The 26,786-nt window shown below is 64.2% G+C and carries 27 protein-coding genes and 1 pseudogene; 11 read left to right on the top strand and 17 right to left on the bottom strand.

What is annotated here, in order from left to right; translation table 11 throughout:
* Positions 1 to 3: 3 nt before the first annotated feature.
* From ACVWZT_RS19870 to pstS, 9 genes are all read right to left on the bottom strand, one after another.
* On the bottom strand, positions 4 to 1,914 hold the full coding sequence (locus ACVWZT_RS19870) for a PAS domain-containing hybrid sensor histidine kinase/response regulator (protein WP_457470930.1): 1,911 nt from the start codon (positions 1,912 to 1,914) through the stop codon (positions 4 to 6).
* Positions 1,883 to 3,046 (bottom strand): nitric oxide-sensing protein NosP, encoded by a 1,164-nt coding sequence (nosP, locus tag ACVWZT_RS19865; protein WP_457470928.1) that lies wholly within the window; start codon positions 3,044 to 3,046, stop codon positions 1,883 to 1,885. The genes ACVWZT_RS19870 and nosP overlap by 32 nt, the downstream gene beginning before the upstream one ends.
* Positions 3,047 to 3,322: 276 nt before the next feature.
* On the bottom strand, positions 3,323 to 4,507 hold the full coding sequence (locus tag ACVWZT_RS19860; protein WP_457470926.1) for a porin: 1,185 nt from the start codon (positions 4,505 to 4,507) through the stop codon (positions 3,323 to 3,325).
* Positions 4,508 to 4,774: 267 nt separating this feature from the next.
* Positions 4,775 to 5,374, bottom strand: a complete 600-nt coding sequence (locus ACVWZT_RS19855) for a hypothetical protein (protein ID WP_296233048.1) — start codon at positions 5,372 to 5,374, stop codon at positions 4,775 to 4,777.
* Complete coding sequence (locus ACVWZT_RS19850) at positions 5,374 to 6,072, bottom strand: hypothetical protein (RefSeq protein WP_457470924.1); 699 nt, start codon at positions 6,070 to 6,072, stop codon at positions 5,374 to 5,376. The genes ACVWZT_RS19855 and ACVWZT_RS19850 overlap by 1 nt, the downstream gene beginning before the upstream one ends.
* A 46-nt stretch (positions 6,073 to 6,118) precedes the next feature.
* Positions 6,119 to 6,880 carry a phosphate ABC transporter ATP-binding protein PstB gene (gene pstB / locus ACVWZT_RS19845; RefSeq protein ID WP_296233200.1) on the bottom strand — a complete coding sequence of 254 codons (762 nt, stop codon included), beginning with the start codon at positions 6,878 to 6,880 and terminating at the stop codon, positions 6,119 to 6,121.
* A gap of 73 nt (positions 6,881 to 6,953) precedes the next feature.
* Positions 6,954 to 7,847 carry a phosphate ABC transporter permease PstA gene (gene pstA, locus ACVWZT_RS19840; RefSeq protein ID WP_186676964.1) on the bottom strand — a complete coding sequence of 298 codons (894 nt, stop codon included), beginning with the start codon at positions 7,845 to 7,847 and terminating at the stop codon, positions 6,954 to 6,956.
* Entirely contained in the window at positions 7,847 to 8,812 is a 966-nt protein-coding gene (gene pstC, locus ACVWZT_RS19835; RefSeq protein ID WP_296233051.1) for a phosphate ABC transporter permease subunit PstC, read from the bottom strand. The genes pstA and pstC overlap by 1 nt, the downstream gene beginning before the upstream one ends.
* Before the next feature lie 72 nt (positions 8,813 to 8,884).
* Positions 8,885 to 9,916, bottom strand: coding sequence for a phosphate ABC transporter substrate-binding protein PstS (gene pstS, locus ACVWZT_RS19830; protein WP_296233053.1), 1,032 nt, complete (start codon positions 9,914 to 9,916; stop codon positions 8,885 to 8,887).
* 289 nt (positions 9,917 to 10,205) lie between these two features.
* Between pstS and ACVWZT_RS19825 the strand changes: the two genes are divergently transcribed.
* The 3 genes from ACVWZT_RS19825 (at position 10,206) to ACVWZT_RS19815 (ending at position 12,533) form a co-directional block, all read left to right on the top strand.
* Positions 10,206 to 10,571 (top strand): hypothetical protein, encoded by a 366-nt coding sequence (locus tag ACVWZT_RS19825; protein ID WP_457470921.1) that lies wholly within the window; start codon positions 10,206 to 10,208, stop codon positions 10,569 to 10,571.
* A gap of 46 nt (positions 10,572 to 10,617) precedes the next feature.
* Complete coding sequence (locus tag ACVWZT_RS19820; RefSeq protein ID WP_457472124.1) at positions 10,618 to 12,057, top strand: MFS transporter; 1,440 nt, start codon at positions 10,618 to 10,620, stop codon at positions 12,055 to 12,057.
* 95 nt (positions 12,058 to 12,152) lie between these two features.
* Positions 12,153 to 12,533 carry a termination factor Rho gene (locus tag ACVWZT_RS19815; protein ID WP_296233056.1) on the top strand — a complete coding sequence of 127 codons (381 nt, stop codon included), beginning with the start codon at positions 12,153 to 12,155 and terminating at the stop codon, positions 12,531 to 12,533.
* 26 nt (positions 12,534 to 12,559) lie between these two features.
* Here ACVWZT_RS19815 and ACVWZT_RS19810 read toward each other — a convergent pair whose 3' ends face one another.
* Positions 12,560 to 12,808 carry a hypothetical protein gene (locus ACVWZT_RS19810; protein ID WP_296233057.1) on the bottom strand — a complete coding sequence of 83 codons (249 nt, stop codon included), beginning with the start codon at positions 12,806 to 12,808 and terminating at the stop codon, positions 12,560 to 12,562.
* Positions 12,809 to 13,134: 326 nt separating this feature from the next.
* On the opposite strand from ACVWZT_RS19810, the gene ACVWZT_RS19805 reads away from it, so the two are divergent.
* The 5 genes from ACVWZT_RS19805 (at position 13,135) to ACVWZT_RS19785 (ending at position 18,915) form a co-directional block, all read left to right on the top strand.
* Entirely contained in the window at positions 13,135 to 14,361 is a 1,227-nt protein-coding gene (locus tag ACVWZT_RS19805) for an MFS transporter (RefSeq protein ID WP_457470919.1), read from the top strand.
* Between the two features lie 653 nt (positions 14,362 to 15,014).
* A complete protein-coding gene (locus ACVWZT_RS19800) occupies positions 15,015 to 16,424 on the top strand; it encodes a circularly permuted type 2 ATP-grasp protein (protein WP_457470917.1) in 1,410 nt (469 codons plus the stop codon).
* Between the two features lie 3 nt (positions 16,425 to 16,427).
* Positions 16,428 to 17,378: an alpha-E domain-containing protein gene (locus tag ACVWZT_RS19795; protein WP_296233062.1), complete on the top strand. Its 951-nt coding sequence runs from the start codon at positions 16,428 to 16,430 to the stop codon at positions 17,376 to 17,378.
* Positions 17,375 to 18,154 (top strand): transglutaminase family protein, encoded by a 780-nt coding sequence (locus ACVWZT_RS19790; RefSeq protein WP_457470915.1) that lies wholly within the window; start codon positions 17,375 to 17,377, stop codon positions 18,152 to 18,154. Before ACVWZT_RS19795 ends, ACVWZT_RS19790 begins: the two co-directional genes overlap by 4 nt.
* A 38-nt stretch (positions 18,155 to 18,192) precedes the next feature.
* On the top strand, positions 18,193 to 18,915 hold the full coding sequence (locus ACVWZT_RS19785; RefSeq protein ID WP_457470913.1) for a peptidase: 723 nt from the start codon (positions 18,193 to 18,195) through the stop codon (positions 18,913 to 18,915).
* A gap of 65 nt (positions 18,916 to 18,980) precedes the next feature.
* Here the strand turns inward: ACVWZT_RS19785 and aroE are convergent, their stop codons facing one another.
* From aroE to ACVWZT_RS19760, 5 genes are read right to left on the bottom strand one after another with little or no spacing between them, the layout of a single operon-like run.
* Positions 18,981 to 19,799 (bottom strand): shikimate dehydrogenase, encoded by an 819-nt coding sequence (gene aroE, locus ACVWZT_RS19780; protein WP_457470911.1) that lies wholly within the window; start codon positions 19,797 to 19,799, stop codon positions 18,981 to 18,983.
* A complete protein-coding gene (locus tag ACVWZT_RS19775; protein WP_457470909.1) occupies positions 19,796 to 21,028 on the bottom strand; it encodes a CaiB/BaiF CoA transferase family protein in 1,233 nt (410 codons plus the stop codon). The genes aroE and ACVWZT_RS19775 overlap by 4 nt, the downstream gene beginning before the upstream one ends.
* Positions 21,025 to 21,480: a MaoC family dehydratase gene (locus ACVWZT_RS19770; RefSeq protein WP_296233070.1), complete on the bottom strand. Its 456-nt coding sequence runs from the start codon at positions 21,478 to 21,480 to the stop codon at positions 21,025 to 21,027. Before ACVWZT_RS19770 ends, ACVWZT_RS19775 begins: the two co-directional genes overlap by 4 nt.
* Positions 21,477 to 21,875 carry a VOC family protein gene (locus tag ACVWZT_RS19765; RefSeq protein WP_296233071.1) on the bottom strand — a complete coding sequence of 133 codons (399 nt, stop codon included), beginning with the start codon at positions 21,873 to 21,875 and terminating at the stop codon, positions 21,477 to 21,479. The genes ACVWZT_RS19770 and ACVWZT_RS19765 overlap by 4 nt, the downstream gene beginning before the upstream one ends.
* Positions 21,872 to 22,819: a ketopantoate reductase family protein gene (locus tag ACVWZT_RS19760; protein WP_457470907.1), complete on the bottom strand. Its 948-nt coding sequence runs from the start codon at positions 22,817 to 22,819 to the stop codon at positions 21,872 to 21,874. The genes ACVWZT_RS19765 and ACVWZT_RS19760 overlap by 4 nt, the downstream gene beginning before the upstream one ends.
* Before the next feature lie 93 nt (positions 22,820 to 22,912).
* Here ACVWZT_RS19760 and ACVWZT_RS19755 point away from each other — a divergent pair, with 93 nt between their 5' ends.
* From ACVWZT_RS19755 to ACVWZT_RS19745, 3 genes and pseudogenes are all read left to right on the top strand, one after another.
* Positions 22,913 to 23,824, top strand: coding sequence for a LysR family transcriptional regulator (locus tag ACVWZT_RS19755; protein WP_457470905.1), 912 nt, complete (start codon positions 22,913 to 22,915; stop codon positions 23,822 to 23,824).
* A 133-nt stretch (positions 23,825 to 23,957) separates the two neighbouring features.
* On the top strand, positions 23,958 to 24,419 hold the full coding sequence (locus ACVWZT_RS19750) for a hypothetical protein (protein ID WP_296233075.1): 462 nt from the start codon (positions 23,958 to 23,960) through the stop codon (positions 24,417 to 24,419).
* A 195-nt stretch (positions 24,420 to 24,614) separates the two neighbouring features.
* Positions 24,615 to 25,010: pseudogene (locus ACVWZT_RS19745) on the top strand (tetratricopeptide repeat protein); the annotation flags it as partial.
* 10 nt (positions 25,011 to 25,020) lie between these two features.
* Here ACVWZT_RS19745 and ACVWZT_RS19740 read toward each other — a convergent pair.
* Positions 25,021 to 25,725 (bottom strand): SDR family oxidoreductase, encoded by a 705-nt coding sequence (locus ACVWZT_RS19740; protein ID WP_296233077.1) that lies wholly within the window; start codon positions 25,723 to 25,725, stop codon positions 25,021 to 25,023.
* Between the two features lie 88 nt (positions 25,726 to 25,813).
* On the bottom strand, positions 25,814 to 26,719 hold the full coding sequence (locus tag ACVWZT_RS19735; RefSeq protein WP_457470903.1) for a LysR substrate-binding domain-containing protein: 906 nt from the start codon (positions 26,717 to 26,719) through the stop codon (positions 25,814 to 25,816).
* Positions 26,720 to 26,786 lie beyond the last annotated feature (67 nt).

Here is a 26,786-nt window from a genome sequence, read left to right as displayed (position 1 = left end):
CGGCTATGCGCCAAGCGATGGCTGGCTGCTGGAAAGCAGGTGGCTCATCGCCGTTTTCAGCTTCATCGGCCGCACCGGCTTGTGCATCAGGGTGTGGCCCAACTCGCGGATCTGTTGCTTGAGCTCGTTGCTGTAGTTGGCGGTGATCATCAACGCCGGTAGCGGCTGGGTACGGCGGGCGTTGATCCGCGCCACCGCATCGACACCATTGCAGTCGTTGTCGAGGTGGTAGTCGGCAATCAGCAGGTCGGCATCGGCGTGGTAGTTGTCCACCTGGCGGGCCAGGTCTTCTTCCGACAATGCAGTCACCACCTGGCACCCCCAGCCCTCCAGCAAGGTGCGCATACCGGCGCAGATGGCGGCATCGTTATCCAGCACCCAGACCCGTGCCCCGCGCAGGCGTTCCAGCATCGGTTCGCTGATCGCCAGGCTCGGCTGGGCCTTGGGCGCGGTAGTGGTCACAGGCACCTCCACCGCGAACACCGAGCCTTTGCCAAGCCAGGAACGCACCCGAATGCGGTGGCCAAGGATACCGGCGATCTTCTCCACGATCGCCAGGCCCAGGCCCAGGCCACGGTCCTGCTGCGGGCGCTGCACATCGCCGCGGCGAAATTCCTGGAACATTTCCTCCAGGTGCTCTTCGGCGATGCCGATGCCGCTGTCCCATACTTCGATGCGCAGGCCACCTCGCAGACGCCGGCAGCCCAGCACCACGCGCCCACGCGGGGTATAGCGAATGGCGTTGCTGAGCAGGTTGCGCAGGATCCGCGCCAACAACTGAATATCACTGCGCACCACGGCCGAACAGCTCACGAAATGCAGCGCCAGCCCTTCGCTGCGGGCCACCTGGGCATACTCGGCGGCCAGGTTGTCCATCAGTTCGCCAAGGGCGAAGGGTGCGACGTCGGCCTTGATCACCCCGGCGTCCAGCTTGGAAATATCCACCAGGGTGCCCAGCAGGTTCTCCACATCCTCCAGCGAGTTGCTGACATTGCGTACCAGCTGCGTGCTGTGCTGCGGCTCGCGGCTTTCGAGCAGCGCACTGGTGAACAGCCGCGCTGCGTTCAACGGTTGCAGCAGGTCATGGCTGACCGCCGCGAGGAACTTGGTCTTCGACAGGTTGGCCTGTTCGGCCTCGCGCTTGGCCTCGCGCAGGCGCGCTTCGGCGCGGCTGCGCTCCTCGATCTCCCGCAGCAATTGTTCATTGAGGCTGGTCAGTTCGGCCGTGCGCTCACGGACCCTTTGCTCGAGGTGCTGATAGGCCTGGTGCAGCGCCTGCGCCGTATTGCGCCGCTCGGTGATGTCGCGGATCAGCACGAAGATACCGGCCACTTCGCCACTGGCCAGGCGGTTCGGCACGTAGGAACGCAGCATGTAGCGTTCCTGCCCGCTGCTGTTGGTTTCAGCGAACTCGAACGTGACGCTCTCGCCTGCCAGCGCGCGTACCACATAAGCTTCCAGGCGCTGGTAATGCTGTTCGCTGTGGGCCTCGCGCAGGCTCAGGCCGAGCATCACGCCGGGTGGCCAGCAGTACCATTCTTCGTAGACCTTGTTGGTGAATTCGTAGACCAGCTCGGCGTTGAGGTAGGCGATCAGCGCCGGGACATTATCGGTGATCAGGCGGATCTGGTGCTGGTGGGCAGTCTCGGCCCGCTGCCGCGCCTCGCTGAGCAGGCGGTTGACCGCCTTGAGCTCGGCCATCGCCTGGTTCAGGGCATCGGTGCGCTCGCGCACCTGCTCGGCCAGCACCACCGAGTGCTGGAACGCGGCGTAGGGGTCGTTGCCGCGGGTTACGCCGGACTCGACACGTTCGATCAGGGCGCCGTTGATACGTTGCAGCTTGTGGTTTTCATGCTGCAGCCGGGCGACCTCGGCCTGCAGGTCAGCGATTGACGGGAGGCCGGTTGCGGGCAATGGCGACGCCGGTGAAGGTCTGGTTGATGTGCATGCCATTGAACTGTTCTCCGTAGGTGTTGAAGCCGATCACCCGCTGCTCGCGCAGGAATGCGCCGATCGGCTCCAGGCCGTGCTGGCCTTCCAGTTCCAGCCGCCGCAGGAAGCAATCGCAACCGATGCTCAGCAACAGCGGGCCAAGACGCTGCTGCAGGCCGTCGAACAGCTGGTGCAGATTGGGCAACAGCGGGCCGGGCGTCATGGCGGTGAGGACGATGCCGTTCTCCACCGCGCAGTAGAAGCTCAGGCTCTGGTCCGGGTGAACTTGCTGGATCGCGCGCACGTAGTACTGGTCATGGATGCGCACGGCCAACGGGTGGGCGGCGAATACCTGATGATCGAGCTCGGCCACCGGCACGCCGATGTGCCGGGCGTACTCCTCGGCTGCCGGCTCGGCATTCAGTTCATAGACCCGGCGCAAGGCACTGTCGGCGCCCGTGACCACCAGCTTTTCCTGCCGCGGCAGGATGTGGTGGGTGGTGAACACCTCGAAGTCGAGCCAGGTATTGACCAGCACCACCACCGCCGCGCCATTATGGAACGCGCCGCCGAAATACACGTGGGTGCGGGTCAGGTAGTTGTCGTCGCCGGCCGAACCGCCAAAATGCGGAATATCCCCGAGGGCGGCGCTGAGTGCGGCGAGCACCATCTCTTCACGGCTGGACAGGCCGTCGAGCAGGGTCAGGGCAAAGCTGTGGCCCTTGATCGGCGCCAGGGTATTGCTGCGGCAGGTACCGACCAGGCGCTCGACCATTTGCTGGGCATCGATCAGGCTGAAGTGCTCCATCTCGTCGATCAGCCCGGTGGCGATGGAAAAATGCCGATGGTCGAACCCGACCGCCGTGATGCAGTTGCGGCCATAGCCCAGCGGGGTGATTTCGCCGGCGCTGGTACAACCGACCAGGCGGATTCCGCCAAACCCCTGCTCCAGGGCCTCGCCCAGCACCTGCAGGTCGTATTCGGCGGAACAGAAGAACAGCACGAAGCCCAGATGCGGGTGCAGCAACTGCACTGCCAGCTCCTGGGCTGCCAGCCGGGCGTCGGTTGCCTGGGACATGGCACTGACCACACCGTCGTTGTGAGCCTGCTGCATCCTGGTCTCCGGCGCGGGTTGGCTGAGCAAAGAGTGTACGAAGGCGACCATTGGCGACGAATGCTACTTGGGTAGCAGGTGGGCGGTTCCATGGTTGTAATAGCGCTCCCTGACGATTGCCGGGGCCGCTGCGCGGCCCTTTCGCGGCGCAAGGCCGCTCCCACATCGACCGCGCAAGGCCAATTTCACGAACCCTGCGCGGTAACTGTGGGAGCGGCCTTGCGCCGCGAAAGGGCTGCACAGCAGCCCCAGCAATCTTGAGTCGAGGCCGAGGACCTACCAGGTGAGCACCGCCCCAACCGCAAAGGTATCGGTGTCTTCGTCCTGCGCACTGGTTTCATGACCCTCGATGGAGAACTGGTTGTACTCGGCAACCAGCTTGAGGTTGTCATTGATGTCATGGAACAGCGCCACTCCACGAGTTTCGTAATCCGCACCACTGTCGACCGCACCGTTGCCATCGTCCTTGGTCTTGCCATAGGACAGCGCCACACGGTTCTTGCCGAACTTGTACGAGCCCTGCAGCAGGTAGCCGTCACTGTCGACATTGCGCAGGGTCGGTTCGCCAGCGTTGTTGGTGAAGAACGGGTTGATGCCCTTGGCCTGGAACCCCGAACCGGTCAGCGACAGCCCGCCCATCTTCGCCTGCACGCCGTAGCCGACACCTTTGGAAGTAACCGACTGCACTGCCGGGTCGGTGTTGTCGGAGGTCTGGTAGCTACCGTTGACCCAGCTGTAGATCTGCGCCCCGCCCAGGTCGAACTGGTAGGTGATCTCGCTTTCGGTGCGCGGGTTTTCCTGGTAGGCCTTGCCGGTCGGGCTGCTGTCGTTGGTGTCCACCGGGTCCATGATGCCTACCGCGACGCGCAGGCCGTCCATCACCGGGGTGCGGTAGGTGATCTGCGAGGTGGGGAACGGGTATGGGTAGCCGCTGCCGATGTTGCCGAACGATACCCCGCCGCCGTCCACCAGGCCCAGTGTGTCACTGACCTGGCCATAGCCGGCCAGCAGTTCGTCGAGCAGGATGTTGGAGCGGGCGAACAGGCCGAAATCCTTGCCGATCAGGACCTCGCCCCATTCCGGGTTGGCCACGGTACCGTAGAACTGGCGTACGTCGATGGCGGTGTCGGTGCCGTTGGTTTCGCTGTCGTTGATGGTCACCCAGAACGAGGCGCGCGCGCCGAGCTTGAGGTCGTCCACCTGCTTGCCCATGTTGAAGCCCAGGTAGTTGGGCAGGAACCCCATCTTCACCCGCGACTGGCGGCGGTCGAACTGCTCCCCCTCGCGGTCGACATCGCTGTTGACATAGAAGGCATTGATATAGCCGTCGGTGGAAAACGTCGTCTGGTCCTTGTCGTACAGCATGATCTCGGCCTCGGCGATACTGCTCAGGCAAAGGCTCGACAGGCTGACGGTGACAGCCGCCAGCAAACGGGGGGACAGATTCTTATTGTTGTACATGGCGCGCTCCGAAACGGGGACGGGATGTCGGAGGCGATTATCAGAACCGGACAAAGGGCCAGAAACGCTGCTTTGGAGCGGGCTGGCGGGTGCTTTGGGTCGGCGTGTGGGGCCTGAGCATTCGGGCCCGCTACCGGATTGGGCCGGGAGGCAAGACTTAGGGTTTAGGTATTAATGGCAGGCAGGTACCAATACAAAAGCCCGCCCGCGCAGAAACCGCAGAGCCCTTGATCTGGCCATTAGCCATGGACGCGCAATCGCTTGGCTTCAGGACGCCAGTGCTTGTGAACGTAGCCGCACCGGCACTTCATAGCGGTGCGGTTGCTGCCAGGCCAGCTGGGCCTGAACATCGACCGCGGCATCCTTGACCTTCTGCACCCAGTGTTCATCTTTCGGGCACACCACCAGCACACGGAAACCGTGGTCGACGCCTTCCAGCCGCACCCCCTCGGAATCATCCACATGCAGATCGATGTCGAACGCCGAGGGCAATTTCGACGGTGCATGGCCAAGCCCGTTCATGGCCAGGACATGCTGGTGCCGGTCGCTGTTGACCACCCCGTCGACACGGATGCCGTAAAGCATCAGCCAGCGGCGGATGTAGGACGGTGTGCGCCCCGACGAGGTATAGATCCAGATGCTGCAGCCCTGGCGGCGCAGGTCGCGGATCAACGCGCGCGTGCCACTGCGCAGGGGTTCGCCCAACCAGCGATGGACAAATGCCGGCAGCCTGCTGTGCTCGGCAGCGGCGTGGTCCGGCTGGCAGGCGAGCGTGTCGTCGATGTCGAACGAAATGCGCACCTTTGGCCGGTTGAATCGGCGCTCGACGGCCTGCCAGCCACGCTGCAGCAGTGAAGACCCGTGCATCAGCGGCACCTCTTGCAGGCTGGCACAGGCATGCCGCCCAGGAAAAACTGGCCCGGTTCAGGCGCCTTCGCTTCAAGGAACGCGGCGTACTTCTTCTTGATCTTGGGTAGTTCGTACAAGGCCTTGACACCATGTTTGGCGGAATTGCGGATGACCGATGACGGGTTGAAGTAGCCCTCGGCGTTGTCCAGCGACAGCACGAAGGGTGGCAGCCCGGCGCGCATCAGCAGGTAGCTGACGAGCAGCGACCCGGTGCGGTTGTTGCCTTCGATGAACAGCTGCGGCTTGCTGAGGATGCGCACGTAGACACCGGCGGCGCGCTTCCAGATCGAATCACTGCGGTACGCCCAATACCAGTTGTACAGATCCTTGATACCGCCTTCGACGTTGTTGAAGAAGCGCGCCTCGGTCGCGGCAAGATGCGCGGCGAACTCCCGGCGCCGGGCAGAATCGCTGCCACACAGCACAGTGGCATTGATCTCCAGCATCAGGTTCAGCTGCTGCAGGTCGAAAAGGTCGATACCGCGTGCGACATACTCGTCAATCAGGGCATAGCCTTCAACCACATTCAGCAGCACCTCGTCGGTGAACGGATCGCGCGGCTCGGTGAAGTGTTCGCTGAGTTCGGCAAAACGGCCCTGCACCTCACGCAGTGCGCGCTCTACCGCTGACAGATCAAGACGACGCGTGGCTGGCATTGGAAATCCCGAGTAACACTTCAACGGAAAATGATGCGGCCAAGGTTCAGCTGAACTTGCCGCTGATGTAGTCAGCGGTCAGTTGCTCGCGCGGGTGCTGGAAGATCTGCGTGGTCGGGCCCATTTCCACCAGGTAGCCGGTGCGGGTGCCCTGGGAGATGTCGACCGAGAAGAACGCGGTTTCATCAGCCACGCGAATCGCCTGCTGCATGTTGTGGGTAACCAGCGCGATGGTGTAGTCCTTCTTCAATTCGACCATCAGTTCTTCCACCCGGCGGGTGGCGATGGGATCGAGCGCCGAACACGGCTCGTCCAGCAGCAGCACTTCCGGCTCGGTGGCGATGGCGCGGGCGATGCACAGGCGTTGCTGCTGGCCACCGGACAGCGACAGGCCGCTGACCTTGAGCTTGTCCTTGACTTCGTCCCACAGCGCGGCACCCTGCAGTGCATGCTTGACGCGGTCGCCGATGTCACCCTTGTAGCGGTTCAGGCGCAAGCCGAAGGCGACGTTGTCGAAGATGCTCATCGAGAACGGGTTGGGCTGCTGGAACACCATGCCGATATAGCGGCGCACCACGACCGGGTCGACCCCCTTGCCATAGACATCCTGGCCGAGGAAATGCACGTGGCCTTCGAAGCGGAAGCCCTTGACCAGGTCGTTCATGCGGTTGAGGCTGCGCAGCACGGTACTCTTGCCGCAGCCTGACGGGCCGATGAAGCCAGTGATCTGGTTCTTGCGGATCGGTACGTGGCTGTCGCGCACGGCCATGAAGTTGCCGTAGAAGATCTTGTCCAGCTTGCAGTCCATGACGATGGGTGCTTCGCTGACCACGGGAGCGGCTTTTTGCGCAGTGGAGACGTTCAAGATCGGGTGCTCCCTTTCAATACTTGGGCTTGCCGAATACTCGGCTCAGAATGTTGATTACCAGCACGATCATCACCAGTACCAGCGAGGCTGCCCAGGCGAGCTCGAGCTGGTTGTCGAATGGCATGCCGGAGAAGTTGTAGATCAGCACGGCCAGCGAGGCCGTAGGGTTCATGACGGCCAGGTCGCCGTCATGCAGGATCCAGTAGTTGCTGAACAGGGCGGTGAACAACAGCGGCGCCGTTTCGCCAGCGGCACGTGCCACGGCCAGCATGACCCCGGTGAGGATGGCCGGCAGGCCGGTAGGCAGGACGATTTTCCAGATCACCTGGGCCCGGGTGCAGCCCATGCCATAGGCGGCATCCTTCATGATCTTGGGCACCATCTTCATCGACTCTTCCGCGGTCAGCACGACGATGGGCAGCATCAGTACCGCCAGGGCCACGCCGCCTGCGGGCGCCGAGTAGGTACCGGTGGTCATCACCACCAGGGCGTAGGCGAATACCCCGGCCAGGATCGATGGCAGGCCGGTGAGCATCCGGGCGGCGAAGCGCGCAGCGTTGGCCAGCTTGCTGTCCGGGCCGAGTTCAGCCAGGAACACGGCGGCCAGAATACCCACCGGCACAGCGATGGCAGCGGCAATGCCGACCATGACGAAGGTGCCGACCATGGCGTTGCCAAAGCCCCCGCCCATCTCGAAACCGGTGGGCGGCAGCTCGGTGAACACCTCGAGGTTGAGGCGTGCGCCACCACGGGTGATCAGCATGTACAGCACGGACACCAGCGGCACGCTGGCCACCAGTGCCGCACACCAGGCCAGCGTGGTCAGCACCAGGCTGCGCAGGGAGCGGCCTTCCAGCTTGCGCTGCAGGCTGGGCAAAGCCTTGGTCGGGGTGGTCAGGTCGGTCATCATTTGTTACCCCGCTGGGCGTAGAGCATGATCATCGAGCCGAGTACGTTCACCAGCAGGGTGATGAACATCAGTACCAGGGCGGCGTACATCAGTACTTCGACCTCGTTCGGCCCAGCCTCCGGGAAGTTCAGCGCCAGCAGCGCGGCCAGGGTGTTGGCCGGGGCGAACAAGGACACGGATATGTTGTTGGCATTGCCGACCAGCATGGCCAGTGCCATGGTTTCGCCCAGTGCCCGGCCCAGGCCGAGCACCAGCGAACCGAAGATGCCGGTGGCCGCGGACGGCACCATCACCTTGAGGATCGCCTCCCAGTGGGTGGCGCCCAGGCCATAGGCCGCCTGCTTGGTTTTCATCGGCACGCTGGTCAGCGCATCCTGCGAAACGGCGGCAATGGTCGGCAGAATCATGATGGCCAGTACCAGCGCGGCAGGCAGCAGCCCGGGCCCGCTCAGGGACGTACCGAAAAAGGGAATCCAGCCCAGCTCGCTGTTCAGCCAGGTGGTCAGCGGGCGGATGGCCGGGATCACCACGTAGATCCCCCACAGGCCGTAAACCACGCTGGGGATCGCAGCAAGCAGCTCGACAATGGTGCGGAACACTGCTGCCAGCTTGGCCGGCAGGAAGTCCTGGGTGAGGAAAATGGCCATGCTGACGCCGAAGAAACCGGCGATCAACAGGGCGATCAGGGCGCTGTAAAGGGTGCCCCAGATCGCCGGCAGAATACCGTACTTGCCTTGGTTGACGTCCCAGACACTGCCGAACAACACATCGAAGCCGTGCTTCTCGATGCCGGGCAGTGCCTTGCGCCCTACTTCGTAGACCAGCGCGAAGACCAGCGCCAGCACCAGCACCACACCGATGCGTGCCAGCGCACGGAAGGTGCGATCAACCAGGAAGTCTTTCGCAGACGGCGGCTGGCACGCGGAGTGAGGGTTTTCCGGGATGGCGAAAGGTGTGTTCATGGGCAGGTTCCGGGACTGGGGACAAACGTCCCCGGCATGGCGGCATGACCACACCGGGAGCGCCTGGCGGTATTACTGGATGTTGGCGGACGCTTTGCGCACCTGGTCGACCACCGATGGCGGCAGCGGGATGTAGCCCATCGAGTCGGCGACTTTCTGCCCTTCGGTCAGGCTGTACTCGACCATCTCGCGCATGGCCTTGGCCTTGGCCGGGTTGCCGTTGTCCTTGCGGAAGATCATCCAGGTGTACGAGGTGATCGGGTAGGACTTGGCGCCGTCCGGGTCAGGCAGCCAGGCCACCAGGTTTTCCGGCATGTTCACCGCAGCCAGCGCCTCGGCACCGCTTTCGGCGTTCGGCACCACGTACTGGCCGGCCTTGTTCTGCAGCTGGGCGAAGTCGACCTTGGCCAGCTTGGCGAAGCCATATTCGATGTAGCCGATGGCACCCGGGGTCTGGCGCACGGTGGCGGTTACCCCATCGTTCTTCGGCGACTTGATGAACTTGTCGCTGGCCGGCCAGTTGACGGTGTTGCCTTCACCCAGCGTTTGCTTGAAGTCGGCGTTGATGGCCGCCAAATGCTTGGTGAAGACCGCGGTGGTACCGCTGGAGTCGGCGCGCACGACCACGGTGATCGGGGTGGCTGGCAGTTTCAGCTCAGGGTTGGCCGCGACGATCTGCGGGTCGTTCCACTGGGTAATCTTGCCGAGGAAGATGTTGGCGTACACATCGCGCGGCAGTTTCAGCCCCTTTGGGTTACCTGGCAGGTTGTAGGCCAGGACGATTTCACCGGCGGTCATCGGCAGCAACTGTACACCTTCACCGACCTTGGCGATTTCTTCCGGCTTCATGGCCGAGTCGCTGGCAGCGAAGTCGACAGTCTTGTTCAGAAAGTCCTGAACACCGGCCCCGCTCCCCTTGGACTGGTAATCCACGGTGACGCCGTCAGTTTCCTTGCTGAAGGCCTTGAACCAGGTCAGGTAGATAGGTGCTGGGAAGCTGGCGCCGGAACCGGTCAGGCGTACGTTCTCTGCGGCGAACGCGACCGAAGTGGCGCAGACAGAAACGGCAACGGCAAGTGCAGCAGACTTCATCAGGCGTATCATGGAAAAGCGCTCCGTGTGATGGCCGGCACACTTTGCAGCAGCAATGTTACAGCTTTGTGACCGACGAAAGGCATGCCGCGGGTTAGAGCCGCCCGCTCGCGCCATCACGGCGTAGCCTGGCTTCCGAAAGACCCGACGCACGCGCAGGCGCCAGCCGCAACCTTAAACCGCCGATATGTCGTTTGCATGACTGCCTCCATGGCCCCGGCGCCCGTCTGTCGCCGGCACGGCACCCATGCGCAGGTTGCGGGCCGAACAGTGGGTGACCCACTGTAAAAGGAGATTCACCATGCAACCGATAACGGCTCGATCGATGCTGCTCGCCTTGTACCTGGGTATCAGCGCCCCCCTCGCGCTGGCCGCCACGGATGTGATCGACCAGCCCGCCCCGGGCAGCCAGCCTCACGATAATGGCCATATGAACGGCCAAGGTGGAGCGAGCGGCTCCGGCACCCCGGCTGATGGCATGGGTACAGGCACGGGCGGCACGGATGACAATGGCACCGACAGCACGGGTGGCGATGGCACTACAGGTGGTTCGGGCAGCGGTAGCGACACGGGGACCGGGGCTGGCAGCGGAACGGGCAGCGGCACCGGCGGCGGCAGTGGCGGTTCGAGCGGTGCGGGTGGCGGCGGCGCAGGCTCCGGCAGCTGAGGCTGGCAACCGAGGGCCTGGCGTGACGACAGCTCCCGGCAAAGCCATGGCGCGGGTGCGCCTGCACAGCACCGACATACCAGCCCGCCTCGACCGGCTGCCCTGGACGCGCTTTCATACGCTGCTGGTGCTGGCGCTGGGCATCACCTGGCTGCTCGATGGCCTGGAGGTGACCTTGGCCGGCTCGGTGTCGGGCGCCCTCAAGGACAGCCCGGCCCTGGCCATGAGCAACACCGACATCGGCCTGGCGGGAGCTGCCTATATCGCCGGCGCGGTGCTCGGCGCGTTGTGCTTCGGCTGGCTGACCGACCGCCTGGGGCGGCGCAAGCTGTTTTTCATCACGCTGTTCCTGTATATCGGCGCCACCGCGGCCACGGCGTTTTCCTGGGACCTATGGAGTTTCCTGCTGTTCCGCTTCTTCACCGGCGCCGGCATCGGCGGCGAGTACACTGCGATCAACTCGACCATCCAGGAATTTACCCCGGCGCGCTATCGCGGCTGGGTCGACCTGACCATCAATGGCACTTTCTGGATCGGCGCAGCGCTAGGCGCGGTGGCTGCGGTGGTGCTGCTCGACCCGGCCGTGGCCGGTGGCGAACTGGGCTGGCGCCTGTGCTTTGGCATTGGCGCAGTTCTGGGCCTGGTGATCATGCTGATGCGCCTGTGGATACCCGAGAGCCCGCGCTGGCTGGTGGTTCACGACCAGCCGGAGGAAGCCGAGCGCATCGTTGCCGAGATCGAACGCCACTACCGCCACCGCGGCATTGCCATACCGCCGGTGCAGGCCCCTCCCCTGCGCCTGCGCGCGCGTAGCCATACGCCGCTGCGCGAGGTCTTCCACAGCCTGTTCATCGAGCATCGGCGCCGGGCACTGGTAGGCCTGACCTTGCTCACGGCCCAGGCCTTCTTCTACAACGCGATCTTCTTCACCTACGCGCTGGTACTGACCGACTTCTATGGCGTGCCGTCGGCGCAGGTGGGCTGGTATGTGCTGCCGTTCGCCCTGGGCAATTTCTGCGGGCCGTTGCTGCTGGGCCGGCTGTTCGACTCGTTAGGCCGGCGCATCATGATCAGCGCGACCTACCTGGTGTCAGGCGTCCTGCTGGCGCTCAGCGGCTACCTGTTCCAGCAGCAACTGCTCGATGTGACCCAGCAGACCATCGCCTGGATGGTGATCTTCTTCTTTGCCTCGGCTGCGGCCAGCTCCGCCTACCTGACAGTGGCAGAGACCTTCCCGCTGGAAATCCGCGCGCTGGCGATCGCCGTGTTCTACGCCTTCGGCACCGGGCTTGGCGGCCTCATCGGCCCGACCCTGTTCGGCGCGCTGATCGAGTCGGGTGAACGCCTGAACGTGCTGTATGGCTACCTGCTCGGCGCGGCGCTGATGATCATCGCCGCGCTCACCCAGGCAGTGTGGGGCGTGGCTGCCGAGCGCCGCTCACTGGAGCACGTGGCCAGGCCATTGTCGCAGGTCAGCGACACCTGAACCGGGCCGGGCAACGGACCGCTCGTCCATTGCCCGGCACTCTGCCGGTGCACCCGTTTCAACCGTTCAGGCAAACCCAAGCAGGAGAAAAGACCATGCCACGCGGTGACAAGGACAAATACACAGACAAGCAGAAGCGCAAGGCCGAACATATAGAGGAAAGCTACGAACACAAGGGCGTGTCAAAGGATGAAGCCGAAGCGCGTGCCTGGGCGACGGTCAACAAGCAGTCCGGAGGCGGCGAGAAGAAAGGCGGCTCCGGCAGCAAGACCTCTTCTGCAGAGCAGAAAACCGCGCGCTCGGATTCGGCCAAACGCGCCGCCAAATCGCGTCAGGGCCATTCACGCACTTCGGGCGCCTCGCTGGAGACGCAGAGCAAGGAAAGCCTGTTGAAGGAAGCGCGCAGCAAGGACATCAAGGGGCGCTCCAGCATGACCAAGGCACAGTTGGTGGAGGCGCTGCGCAAGCACGCTTGATGCACGCTCAATGCATACAACGCGGATCAGCCCATGGCACCCAGACCGTTGCCAGCCATGGGCGCGTCCTCGGCATCCGGGCACCGGTTGCGGCATTCACATTCGAACTCGGCTTGCGCGCGGGTTGGAAGATTCAGGCTAAGGCGAACCTTTTCTTGCGTGTCATAGAGGTCGTAACCCTCCCCCAGGGCTGCGGGAAAGCCAAGCCCGCGGGGATAGGTCTCTTTCTTGAGAGGCACAGCGGGAACCACAACGAAACGCGTCTGCATGATCATCCCCTTCGGCAGTACCATAGTATTAGTATGGCTATGTGAAAGCATCAAGCTGACTCATGCAATAAATCTCGAGGCGCAGTACCTGCGCCTGATTTCCTTGATGGGCGGCCGAACCGCGGCGCTCCTTGCTGCAGACAATCGGCTTCTTCCCTATACTGCCGGACCCACAGCGTGGCACTGCGCCAGGCATCGCATCGATTGCATCGATGATTACTATCGAACGACGCGCCTGTTGGCCAGGCAAAACCGCCCCTTACAATCGCTTTCAGATTTTCCCCCGCTTGTACGCCTGCTCCAGGCGACTCCCTGTTTCGGAATCCAATACCATGCCAAATTCCAGCCCGGCCCCTCGCGGCCTGCCCGAACATGCCCAGCAAAGCGTCAAACAGCAGTGGCTGGCGATCCTCTCGGTCGCCGTCGGCGCCTTTGCGCTGGTGACCAGCGAGTTTCTGCCGGTGGGCGTACTCAATGATGTTGCCAGCGACCTTGGCATCAGTGCCGGCCATGCCGGCCTGATGGTGACCCTGCCCGGCATCATGGCCGCCCTTGCCGCGCCGCTGTTGTCGGTGGGCATCGGCGCCCTGGATCGTCGCTACCTGTTGATCGGCCTGACACTGATCATGATCGTTGCCAACGCGGTGGTGGCCTACGCCAGCGACTTCAGCCTGCTGCTGTTCGGGCGCGTGCTGCTGGGCATCAGTATCGGTGGCTTCTGGGCCACCGCCATCGCCCTCAGCGGCCGCCTGGCGCCGAAGGGCGTCGGCGTTGCGCAGGCCACCTCGATCATCATGGTCGGGGTGACCCTGGCCACCGTGCTGGGCGTGCCGGTGGGCACCTGGCTCAGTGGCCTGATGGGCTGGCGCATGACCTTCCTGCTCACCGCGCTGCTGGGTGTCCCCGTACTGCTGGCTCAGGTGCTGTTGCTGCCCCGGCTCAACCCGGACAAGGCCATTCGCATCAGCGACCTGCCGGCGCTGTTCATCAACCCACTGGCGCGCGTCGGCCTGATCGCCGTGTTGCTGATCGGCCTGGCGCACTTTGCCGCGTACACCTATGTCGCCCCGTTTTTCAAGCAAAGCGCCGGCTTCGATGGACCGACCATTGGCTCGTTGCTGCTGCTTTATGGCGTGGCCGGGGTTATCGGCAACCTTTTTGCCGGTTTCGCCGCCAACCGCAGCGTGCGTCACACCCTGCTGCTGGTCGCGTTGATGATCGGCATCAGCACCGCCCTGTTCCCGCACTTCGCCACCGGCCTTACCGGCGCGGCGATGCTGATCGGGCTGTGGGGCTTCGCCTTCGGTGCGTTCCCGGCCTGCGCCAGCATCTGGATGTTCGTGGTCGCGCCGAAGGATGTCGAACGCGGCATGCCGCTGTTCGTTGCGATGTTCCAGGTGATCATTGCGTTGGGCTCGTTCTTCGGCGGGCGCATCGTCGACCAGCTGGGCAGCGCGGTGCTGTTGAGCCTGGCCACCGCACTGGTGGGCTGTGGCTTCGCTGCGGTGCTGGTGCTCGGGCGCAAGGTCAGCAACAGCCTGGCGGTCCAACCTGGCTGACGGCCCGATTGGCTTGGGCCAGGCCCCGCTGCTGGTACGCTTGCATCATCCTGTGCCGGGTCGACAGATCGGCGGGTATCAAATGTTCGATTCGCAATGACTCCACCGTGATGTCCGGGAAATGCCGGCCATCAGCTTTTTTCTGAGGGATAGCGAGCGGCTAGGGCTGTAGTCGTGATTCGCTCCTGGGCTCTGTACGAAAAGAGATGTCGCATACAGAGATTTAGTACAGAACGTAGCACCAGGTTGGAGTCGTTGTTGCACAGGCCGATGCGTGGGACGTCGATAGCCCCTTGGAAAGCGGCAAGCACCAACTCGGGTCAAACCCTGCGGTCAGGCGCAGAACGCGCCTTTTTGATGCATGCCCGCCGGCAGCCCTGCCCACAGCCCCGTCCCGGGTGTGCGCTGTGCAACAGTAACCAGCACAGAAAAGCCGTCCTGAATCAAAGGGTTGCCGCTCATTCACCACCACTTCCGCGCTACGCCGGCCTTTCGGCACCTTCATTGCAAAGGCTTCTCCACGCCAGGCGCACTTGCCTGACCGAACCAGAGGCTCACGGCAGACACAGGACCCACCTACCCCAGCAAGGCTGCACCGAGAGATTTGAGATGAACCGCAATGAAGCTGCCGGCAACGGTGGCAAGGAGTGGGTATGTCCCGGGCATTTTTCAATGAAATGTATGACACGAACGGAAGTTGCCGCCCGCACTACCAAGAGTTCGCCCGCTGGTTGGCCAACACCCCGCTGGAGTTGCTGGAGCAACGCCGACGCGAAGCCGACCTGCTGTTCCACCGCGCCGGCATCACCTTCACCTTGTACGGTGACAAACAGGACACCGAGCGCCTGATCCCCTTCGACATCATCCCGCGCAGCATTCGCGCCAGCGAATGGCGCATGGTCGAGCGCGGCTGCATCCAGCGCGTGCAAGCCCTGAACCTGTTCCTGGAGGATATCTACCACGACCAGCGCATCCTCAAGGCCGGCATCATCCCGCCGGAGCAAGTGCTGGCCAACGAGGGTTACCAGATCGCCATGCAGGGCCTCGGGCTGCACCGTGGCCTGTATGCCCATATCGCCGGCGTCGACCTGGTCCGTGATGGCGATGGCAGCTACTTCGTGCTGGAAGACAACCTGCGCACCCCCAGCGGGGTCAGCTACATGCTCGAAGACCGCAAAATGATGATGCGGCTGTTCCCCGAGCTGTTCGCCGCCCAGCGTATCGCCCCGATCGACCACTACCCCAACCTGCTGCTGGACACGCTCAAGAGCGCCAGCCCGCTGGACAACCCTACCGCCGTGCTGCTGACCCCCGGCCGCTTCAACAGCGCCTATTTCGAACATGCCTTCCTGGCGCGGGAAATGGGCATCGAGCTGGTCGAAGGCGCCGACCTGTTCATCCGCGACGAGCATGTCTACATGCGCACCACCGCCGGCCCGCAGCAGGTCGACGTGATCTACCGTCGCCTCGACGACGATTTCCTCGACCCGCTGTCGTTCAACCCTGACTCGATGCTGGGCGTGCCGGGGCTGATCTCGGTGTACCGCGCCGGCAATGTGGTGCTGGCCAATGCTGTGGGCACCGGGGTCGCCGACGACAAGTCGATCTACCCCTATGTCGACGACATGATCCGCTTCTACCTGAGCGAAGAGCCGATACTGAACAACGTACCCACCTGGCAGTGCCGCAGGCCGGCCGACCTGTCGCATGTCCTGGCCCACCTGCCCGAGCTGGTGGTCAAGGAAACCCAGGGCTCCGGTGGCTATGGCATGCTGGTCGGGCCGGCGGCGACCAGCGCCGAGATCGAGGCGTTCCGTACCCGCATCAAGGCCCGCCCGCACGCCTATATCGCCCAGCCTACCCTGTGCCTGTCCACCTGCCCGACCTTCGTCGACAGCGGCATCGCGCCGCGCCACATCGACCTGCGCCCGTTCGTGCTGTCCGGCAGTGAAACCCGCCTGGTGCCAGGCGGCCTGACCCGCGTGGCCTTGCAGGAAGGCTCGCTGGTGGTCAACTCGTCGCAGGGCGGCGGTACCAAGGACACCTGGGTGGTGGAGGACTGAACCATGCTTTCAAGAACCGCTTCCGACCTGTACTGGATGTCCCGCTACCTGGAGCGCGCGGAAAACCTGGCGCGCATGCTCGAGGTCAGTTATTCGCTGTCACTGATGCCCCAGGCCGGGCGCAGTGACGGGCATGCCGAGTTGGCCATGTCGCTGCTGGCGTCAGGGACGCTGGACGACTACCGGCGCCGCCACAGCGAACTCGACAGCGAGCGCATGCTGCACTTCTTCGCCCTCGACGCGAGCAACCCCAGCAGCATCTATTGCTGCCTGCAGGCGGCCAGGACCAATGCCCACGCAGTGCGTGGCCGTATCACTGCCGACATGTGGGAGAACATCAACGCGACCTGGATCGAGATGCGCAACATTGCCGGCAATGGTCTTGGCCGTTATGGCATCAGCCAGTTCTGCGACTGGGTCAAGGAACGCTCGCACCTGTTCCGCGGGGCAACCTCAGGCACCATCATGCGCAATGATGCCTACAGCTTCATCCGCCTGGGGACGTTCCTGGAGCGGGCAGACAACACCCTGCGCCTGCTCGATGCCCGCTATGAAATGTTTGGCGAGGCGTCCGAAGAGGTCAGCGACGACTCTGCCCGCGGCTATTACCAGTGGAGTGCCTTGTTGCGCGCACTGACCTCCTACGAAGCCTTCAACGAGCTGTACCGGGCCGCGCCCAGTGCACGGCCGGTGTCCGAACTGCTGTTGCTGCGGGTGGACGTGCCCCGCTCGCTGCACGCCTGCATCGAGGAACTGGACCAGATCCTTGCCAGCCTGCCGGGCAGCAACCGCCGCGCCGCCCAGCGCATGGCCGCCGAACTCAATGCGCGCCTGCGCTACACCGCCATCGACGAGATCCTCGAAGCCGGCCTGCACCCGTGGCTGAGCGACTTCATCGGGCGCATCAACCAATTGGGCCAGGCAGTCCACCACTCCTATCTGGAGGTCGTATGAAACTGTCCATTCGCCATGACACCACCTACAGCTATGCCAGCGAGGTGTGCAACAGCATTCAGTTCCTGCGCCTGACGCCGCGCAGCAGCGAGCGTCAGCGTATCGACGAATGGCAGCTGGAACTGCCCTGCGAGGTCAAAGGCCAGATCGATCCGTATGGCAACATCCTGCACGTGCTGACCCTGGACAAACCCCACGGCCACCTGGCCCTGACCGCCAGTGGCCAGGTGGAGATCGACCCGGAACGCGAGCAGGAGGCTGGCGAGCAGTCGCCGCTGCCGTTCCTGCGCGGCAGCCACCTGACCCAGGCCGATGACAGGCTCAAGGTCTTTGCCAGCCGCCACTGCGGTGAACACCGCGACCGCGCGGCGTTGATCGGGCTTATGCACGGGCTGGCCGAGCACATGCCCTACAGCCCGGGCGCAACGTCGGTGGGCACCACCGCCATCGAAGCGTTCAGCGGCGCAGCCGGGGTCTGCCAGGACCACACCCACGCCTTCCTCGCCTGCGCACGCAGCCTGGGGATACCGGCACGCTACGTCTCCGGTTACCTGTGCACTGAAGACGAGCAGCACCTGGCCAGCCATGCCTGGGCCGAGGCCTGGGTCGACGGCGCCTGGTACAGCTTCGACATCACCAACCGCCTGACCCGGCCGGAGCGTCACCTGAAGCTGGCCGTGGGCCTGGACTACCTCGATGCCTGCCCGGTCAGGGGCGTGCGCCGTGGCGGCGGCGCCGAATCGCTGCAGGCCAGCGTCCATGTGCATCGACAGTGACAGGCGCCGCCCATTACTGGAAAAACAAGGAAACCAGCATGACCTACTGTGTCGCCATGCACCTGGCGGACGGGCTCGTCTTCATCAGCGACTCACGCACCAATGCAGGCATCGACCAGATCGCCAGCTTTGCCAAGCTGTTCGTGTTCGGTGTGCCGGGCGAACGCCTGATCGTCCTGCAGACCGCCGGCAACCTGGCGACCTCGCAGTCGGTGGTGAACCTGCTGCGCCAGCGCACCCGCGGCCCCGGTACCCACCTGCTGAACGTGGCCACGCTGTACGATGCGACGGTGCTGGTCGCCGACACCCTGCGCGAAGTGGTCAGCCGCGATCGCAGCAAGTTGTCGGCCGGCATCGACCTGAGCAGTTCGTTCATCGTCGGCGGCCAGATCGCCGGCGACCCGATGGCCATCTACAACGTCTACGCGCAAGGCAATTTCTTCCAGGCCACGCCGGACACGCCGTTCCTGCAATTGGGCGAAAGCAAGTACGGCCGACCGATTCTGGACCGCAACCTTGGCTACCACACGCCGCTCGATGAAGCCTTGCGCTGCGGCCTGATCTCGTTCGACTCGACCATTCGCAGCAACCTGTCGGTGGGAATGCCGCTCGACCTGCTGGTGTACCACAAGGACAGCCTGGAAGCGCCGAAACGGCAGCGGATCACCAGCGACGATGCCTATTACCAGCAGATCCGCAGGCAGTGGAGCGACGGGTTGAAAAGGCTGCTGGCCGAGCTGCCTGCACCGCCCTATGGCTGAATGGCCTGGCGCTGATTTGCCGGCTGGCGTTGAATCTCTGTAGAAGCGGCATGCCCGCTCAGGACCTATGCCAGGGGAATGGTCAGGCGGTCGATCACCGCCCGGGTTGCCGGGCGCACCCCGCGCCACCAGGCAAACGCCTCCGCCGCCTGCTCCACCAGCATACCGACACCGTCGGCCAGACGCGCCACACCTTGTCCCTGGGCCATGCGCAGGAACGGCGTCAGGCCTTTGCCATACACCAGCTCGTACGCCAGCCGTGTCTCGCCCAGCACATCGTCCGGTAGCGGGGGCAGCTCACCGCTGAGGCTCGCGGAGGTAGCGTTGACCACGATGTCGAATGCCTGCCCCTGCAGTTCCTCATAGCGGCTTATGCGCAGGCGCGGGTGATCCAGTTCGTTGCGCAGGGTCAGCGCCTTGGCCATGTCGCGGTTGGCCAGCACCAGCTCGCGCGGCCCGGCCTGCAGGAACGGCAGCAACGCACCGCGCACCGCGCCACCGGCGCCAAGCAGCAGCACCCGGCGATTGGCCAATGGCTCAGCCAGGTTTTCTTCGATATCGCGCAACAAGCCAATGCCATCGAAGTTCTCGGCGACGATTTGGCCATCCTCGAACTTCAACGCATTGGCCGCCCGCGCCAGCTGTGCGCGCTCGCTGCTCTGGTCGGCCAGCTCGAAAGCGCGCAGCTTGAACGGCGCGGTGATGTTCATGCCCAAGCCGCCCTCACTGCGGAACCGCAGCACCTGAGCCTCGAAACCCGCGAGGTCGCCCTCGATGGCGCTGTACAGCAGGGACTGGCTGGTAGCCTGGGCGAACAGACCATGGATCAAAGGGGACTTGGTGTGGTTGATCGGCCGGCCGATCACTGCATAGCGGTCGTTCATGATGCATCTCCGTGGGTGAACAGCACACCGTCTGCCTGCAAGGCGGCGATTTCTTCAGGGCTGAAGCCAAGCCCGGCGGCCACTTCGGCATTGTGTTGCCCCAGGTCCGGGGCTACCTGGCGGATCGTGGTATCGCAGTCAGAAAAACGGAACGGCAGGTTCGGCAGGCGCAAGGTGCCGTAACGCGGGTGCTGCTGTTCGAGCACCATGCCACGCGCCTGGATCTGTGGGTCGGCCACCACTTCGTCGATGCGCTGCACCTTCGCGCTGGGGATGTCGACCGCATCGAGCAGCTGCAGGATATCCGCGACCCGACGTGCGCCGACCCAGTCACGGACCACGGCGAGGATAGCCTGGCGGTGGGCGTTGCGACCGTTCAGGCTGTGGTAGCGGCTATCGCTACCGAACCCGGGCGGGCCACCGTTGGTTTCGAGCATCGCGGCAAAACGTTTCCAGGCATCGTCGACCTGGGCGGCGATCACCAGGTCGCCATCGGCGGCGCGAAATACACCGTACAAGGTGGAGGTCGGCATGTCATGGCCGGTCTGTTCGGGCAGCACCGTGCCGTCGGACAACGTATAGCACTGCACGGCGTATTCATGCATCGACACCAGCGTGTCATACAGGGCCATGTCGATGTGCTGGCCACGGCCACTGTTGACCCGGCCCAGCAACGCCGCATTGATCGCTGCCACGGCATGGATGCCGGTGTACATGTCGCCCAGGGAAATGCGCAGCAACGGCGGCGCTTCGCCCGGCACGCCGACCATCTGCATGATCCCGCTCTTGGCTTCGGCGATCAGGCCGAAGCCGGCGCGGTGGGCATCCGGCCCGGTGTGGCCATAGGCGGAGATCGAGCAGTACACCAGGCGTGGGTTGCGCGCGGCCAGCTCGGCATAGCCCAGACCCAGTTTGTCCAGGGCACCGGGGCGGTAGTTTTCGATGAACACGTCGGCCGAGTCGGTCAGGCGCTGCATGAACGCTTTGCCGCGCGGGTCCTTCATGTTCACGCTGACACCCTGCTTGCCCATGTTCAGCTGCAGGAAGTAACCGCTCTGCTGATCGTCCAGGGTGAATGCGTGCTGGCGGCCGGCATCACCGCCGCCGGGCCGTTCGACCTTGATCACCTCGGCCCCCAGCGCGGCCAGGCAGCGCCCCACGTAGGGCCCGGCGAGGAAGTGGCTGTAGTCGATCACGCGGATACCCGCCAATGGCAGTGCCTGGCTCATGGCTGCGGCCTGCGCGGCACCATCAGCCGGTGCTCGCCACGCTGCACGACCTCGCCGTGCTGGTTGATCAGCTCCGACGGCAAGACCACGATGCCCCAGCCCGGGCGGCTGTTGCTCGGGCGCATCGCTCCCACGCGCATGCGCACGTGCAGCACATCGCCGACCTTGATCGGCAGCACGAAGTCCCAGGTCCAGCCCAGCGACATGCCGGGCACGAAGCGGTACTCGCACTGGGTCTTCAGGCCGTCGGCGATCGACAAGCCGAACAGCCCGTGGGCAACCAGGCAACCGAAGTGGCTCGCGTTGGCATACGCCTCGTCGACATGTACCGGGGTGTGGTCACCGGTGAGGTCGGCGTAGGCCAGGATGCGCTCGCGGGTCACGTTGTAGCTGGGGCTGATGCAAACATCGCCTTCGCAGGCATCGTCCCAGTATTTTTCCACCACGCTCATGCCTGCACCTGCGCACGTGGGTCGATGGCCAGTGCCTGGGCGACGCACTGCGCCGGCCTTGCCTGGATGAATTCGATGGCCAGGCCGTCGGGCAGGCGCAGCCAGTTGCGGCCCTGGGGCATTTCACTGACGCCAAAACGTCGGGCGGCCGCCAACGCGGCCTCCAGGTCTTCGCACATGATGCCCAGGTGCGCCAGGCGCCCTTCCGGGCCGGTGAAGTCCGGCTGGTGGATGAACTGCAGGCCACCGAGGGTCCAATATTGCGCTGGCTGCTCGACGTCGCCCTGGACCTCACGCATGGTCATGCCGCACACCTCGCTGAAAAAGCGGATGTGCCAGTGAATGTCGCGCACCCAGAAAGCAACATGTTCGAGGTAGGCTTTTGGCTGGCTCATGAATGACTCCTTATCTGCTGATCGGCCATGGCGCGCTCGATACCTTTGATACAGGCCACCAGGGTCGCGTTGACCGGCGTAGCCACGCCGTGGCGCTGGCCCCAGCGCACGACGGAGCCGTTGATGAAATCGATCTCGGTGGCCGAGCCCTTTTCCAGGCTCTGCAGCATCGAGGTGCGGAAGCTTGCCGGCAGGCCTTCGGCGGCCAGCCGCCACGCGGCGTCCGGGTCGGCAAGGCTCAGGCGGATACCGGCGCGTTCGGCGACAGCGATGGCTTCGGCGACCGCGGCCTTGGCGGTGCTTTCCAGCAGCGGCTCGCTGTACAGCTGGCCATAGCTGAGCCGGGTAATGCCGCTGAGCGCGCCAGTGGCGACATTGACCAGCAGCTTGTCCCACATGGTGCCGAGAATGTTGGCGCTGACCGTGGTGGCGAGCCCGGCGCCGTTGAATGCTTCGGCAATCGCCTGCACGCGTGGTGTGTGCGTGCCATCGAGTTCGCCGATGAATGTCTGCTTGCCGGCTACCCCGGCACGGATCGAGCCCGGTGCCAGCAGCACGCCGCCAACGTAGGTCTTGCCGGCCAGCACCCGCTCCGGGCCCACGGCCTCGGCCAGCAGGTCTTCGTGGCCGAGACCGTTCTGCAGCGACAGCACCAGCGTCTGCGGGCCGATCAGCGCGGCTGCCCCTGCGATCGCCTCGCGGGTGTGAAACGACTTGACCAGCACCACCACCAGGTCCGCCATTCCCACATCTTCAGCAGCACAGGCGGCGTTCACCTGCACCTGGCGCACGCCGCGCTCGTCCTGAACTTGCAGCCCGTGCCGCTGCATCGCCTCGACATGCGCGCGGCCCCGGTTCAACAGCCAGGTTTCATGCCCCGCCTCGCTCAAGGCTGCACCAATGGCGCAACCCAGAGCGCCGGCGCCCAGAATGCAGATTTTCACGTCGCAGACCTCCTGTGGTTTGCGACTACCTTATGCAGCGGGCCTTATTGACGCTATACAATGCCCTCAATACATGTATTGAGTTTCACAATAATGAGCACACTCGACACCTTGCCCGATCCCAAGCTGCTGCAGCTGTTCGATGTGCTGTACCAGTGCCGCAGCGTGACCCGTACGGCTGAACAACTGGGCCAGAGTCAGCCGACAGTGAGTATCTGGCTGGGTCGCTTGCGCGAAGAACTGAACGACCCGCTGTTTGTCCGCACCCCGGGCGGCATGGCCCCCACCCCGCGGGCTGACCAGTTGATCGGGCCCTGCCGCGAAGTGCTGGAGTCGCTGCGGCGCCTGACCACCTGGGCGCCGCAATTCGATCCGGCCACAGCGCAGCGGCGTTTTCGCCTGTGTGTCAGCGATGCCAGCCACATCACCTTGCTGCCCAGCATCCTCAACCACTTGCGCAGCCACGCGCCAGGCATTCGCCTGGAGGCGGCACGCATCGATGGCAATACCGAAAGTGCCCTGGAATCGGGCGAAGCGGACCTGGCCATCGGCTTCGTACCCTGGCTGGGCGCCGGCATGTACCAGCAGGTGTTGTTCGAACAGGACTGGGTCTGCCTGAGCAGCCCGCAACACCCACGCCTGGGCCAAGGTATCAGCGTGGCGCACTACCAGGCCGAAGGGCACGTGCAGGTCAGTGCCGGGACCGGGCAGAAGTTGCTCGAGGCCGGCCTGGCGCGGGCCGGCATCGAGCGCAGGATCATGCTGGAGCTGCCGGGGTTTCTCGGCCTGGGCATGATCGTCGGGTCGACCGACCTGGTGGCCACGCTGCCGCGGCACATCGGCCAGACACTGGCCGACATGCATGGTTTGCAGGTGCACGATTGCCCGTTTGCGGTGGAAGGCTTCACGGTCAAGCAGCATTGGCACGCCCGGTACCAGCAGGACAGTGGCAATCGCTGGATGAGGGAGGTGATCCGGGCGTTGTTCCAGGCCCACAAAATCTAGCATAGGTACGTTTCACTGCCCGGCCAGCGCAAATCAGGTCCAGGTGCATCCGGTCAGGGTATTGGAACTAAAAATGCAACCTCCTGTCGTATGGGCTATCGAGCACCCCTGCGCCTTCTGGAGGCGAACAAACATGAGAAAAACCCTGGTTGCCCTGTTTACCTGCGCCTTTGCGTTCGGCGCAACGGCACTGTTGCCAGCCGATATTTCGCCCATGGCTTCGGCCTATGCCAAGGGCGGTGGCGGTGGTGGTGGCGGTCACGGCGGTGGTGGTGGTCATGGCAATGGTGGCGGCCATGGTGGTGGCCTGGGCGGCGGTTTTGGCGGTGGCAAGGGTAGCCACTCTGGTAACGGCATGGGCCAAAGCGATGACCATGCCGGCAAGGCCACGCGCGACCGTGGCTTGAGCGGTAACCACTACGGCAGCTCGCGCAACAGTGACAACGGCCACGGCACTACCACTTCCGGTATTGCACAATCCAGAGACACCCGCGGTCTGGCGAAATCGACGGCGATCTCTGGCACTACGCCAGGTGACCACAACGCCAAAGGGCTGAGCGGCGCGGCCCGAAATTCGTCGAAGAACGATCGTTGAGGCTCGACACGGCCATCGTCGGACACGGTTGAGAACCTGCACGCCCGGCCAACTGCCGCAGCGTGCAGATCAATCCCACAGCGCACCCAACCCCTGGTGCGCCCCGGCTATGCTGGCCGGCCCCCGGCCAGCATTGTGACGCCCACCCTTGCCCACCGACCAGGGCCTGGCAAAGCCTTGTCGAGACCACCGCCAATGCCTAGCACACCTGTCCTGTCCGCCTTGCTGTTGTTGTTCAGCGCCACCCTCGTACCCGAAGCACTGGCCGGCGAGCGCTGCGCATCGGCACGCAGCAACAATGCCTCGACCGTGCTGATCGAAACGGCTTCGCAGCAGTATGCCGAAGGCCAGCTGGACCAGGCGGCGGCCACCCTGGAGCGCGCGCTGCACATCTAGCCGAACAATCCGGCAACCTTGCACTACCTGGGCGTGCTGCGCCTTCAGCAAGGGCAGTACGAACAGGCCGAAACCCTGGCGCTGCGCTCCAACCTGCGTGTCGGCGCCAACCATGCGTTACGCAATCGCAACCTGCAGCTGATAGAGGCCGCGCACAGTGCCCGGCGCTCAGGCATGCTGCCGACCGCTGCGCAATGACGGCGACCTAGACACTCCGCGTCAGGCCGCCATCGACCCTGATGTTCTGCCCGGTGATATAGGCGGCCCCTTCGCTGGCCAGGAAGGCGATGGTCGCGGCAATTTCGTCGCTGGAGCCATAGCGCTTGAGCGGTACGCTGTCGCGGCGCTGCTCGGTGGCCGGCAGGCTGTCGATCCAGCCAGGCAGCACATTGTTGATGCGCACGTTGTCGGCGGCGTAGGTGTCGGCGAAGATCTTGCTGAACGCAGCCAGCCCCGAACGGAACACCGCCGAGGTGGGGAACATCTCGTTGGGTTCGAACGCCCAGGCGCTGGAGATGTTGATGATGGTCCCGCCCTTCTGCCGTTGCATGATCGGCGTTACGAGGCGGGCCGGGCGGATGACATTGAGCAGGTAGGTATCCATGCCCTTGTGCCAGTCTTCGTCGCTGATCTCCAGGATTGGCGCGCGTGGCCCGTGCCCGGCGCTGTTGACCAGCACGTCGACGCGCCCCCACTGCCCGACCACGGCATCGACCAGGCGCTGCAGGTCGGCAACCGACTGGTTGCTGCCAGTAATGCCAATACCGCCCAGTTCACAGGCCAGCGCTTCGCCCTTGCCCGACGACGACAGGATGCCGACCTTGAAACCCTCGGCGGCCAGGCGGCGTGCCGCTGCGGCGCCCATGCCGCTGCCACCGGCGGTGATGATGGCTACTTTTGCTACAGACATGTTGCCTCCCGTGATACCCAGCATTGTGTTTGCAAGTGCGTTCACACTAGCAGCCACGCTGGCAGCGAGGGAGGCAGCCCGGCCTCGCCTAGACGATAGATTTTCTATCGTGCGCTTGCGCCTGTAACCACGCCCTGACGATCTGCAGGGTGGCAGACGGCTGCCTTTTGCGCGGCCAAACCAGGTAGAACGCCCTGTCCAGCTGCAATTGCTGCGGGAACACCTGCACCAGGCGGCCGGCGGCAATGTCGTCGCTGACAAAGGCCTGGCTGGCCAGGGTAATGCCCTGCCCGCCAATCGCAGCGTCAATGGCCAGCGACGTCTGGTTGAAGCGCACGGTGCGGGCGCTGGCGGGCGGATGGCCTAGGAACACCGCGGCGTAGAACTGCGGCCAGAAGTTGTGCGCATCGTGCAACGCCACATAGCGCTGCAAGGCGCCGAAATCCCCGGGTCGCCCCATTTCGGCCAGCAACCCCGGGCTGGCCACCGCGATCACTGCGGGGGCCATCAGCAACTCGGCATTCAGGCCCGGCGCAAATGGCGGCTGGCCATAACGTACGGCCAGGTCCACGCCGTCGGTGTGAAAATGACACAGCCGGTCGGTGGCCAGCACCCGCAGGTCAATCTCGGGGTTGCGCTCGGCAAAGTGCCCGAGCCTGGGGATCAGCCATTTCGAGGCAAAGGTTGGCGTCACGCTGACGGTGAGCTGGGACGGCGCCGGGCGCAACAGCCGCGTGGCTTCGTCGATCATCGCCAGGGCGCTGCGCACGCTGGTGCTGTAGGCGTGCCCGGCATCGGTCAGGCCAAGGCCACGCGGCAGGCGCTCGAACAGGCGCACCTGCAGGCTGGCCTCCAGCCCGCGCACCTGCTGGGCAACCGCCGCCTGGGTCACGCCAAGCTCCTCGGCCGCCAGGCGGAAGTTCAAGTGACGCGCCACCACTTCGAACACGCGTAGCGCATTGAGCGAAGGCAACCCGGGGTAACCTGCAGGCATGGCGATGGTTTTTCTATCGGCTGAATATTGCGCGAGGCTAACCTTGTCAGCCTGGGAAGTCGATGCC

It is taken from the genome of Pseudomonas sp. TE21394, from assembly GCF_054057835.1.
Note: the sequence above shows the minus strand (reverse complement) of the source record. Positions and strands in the feature narration are given on the sequence as shown.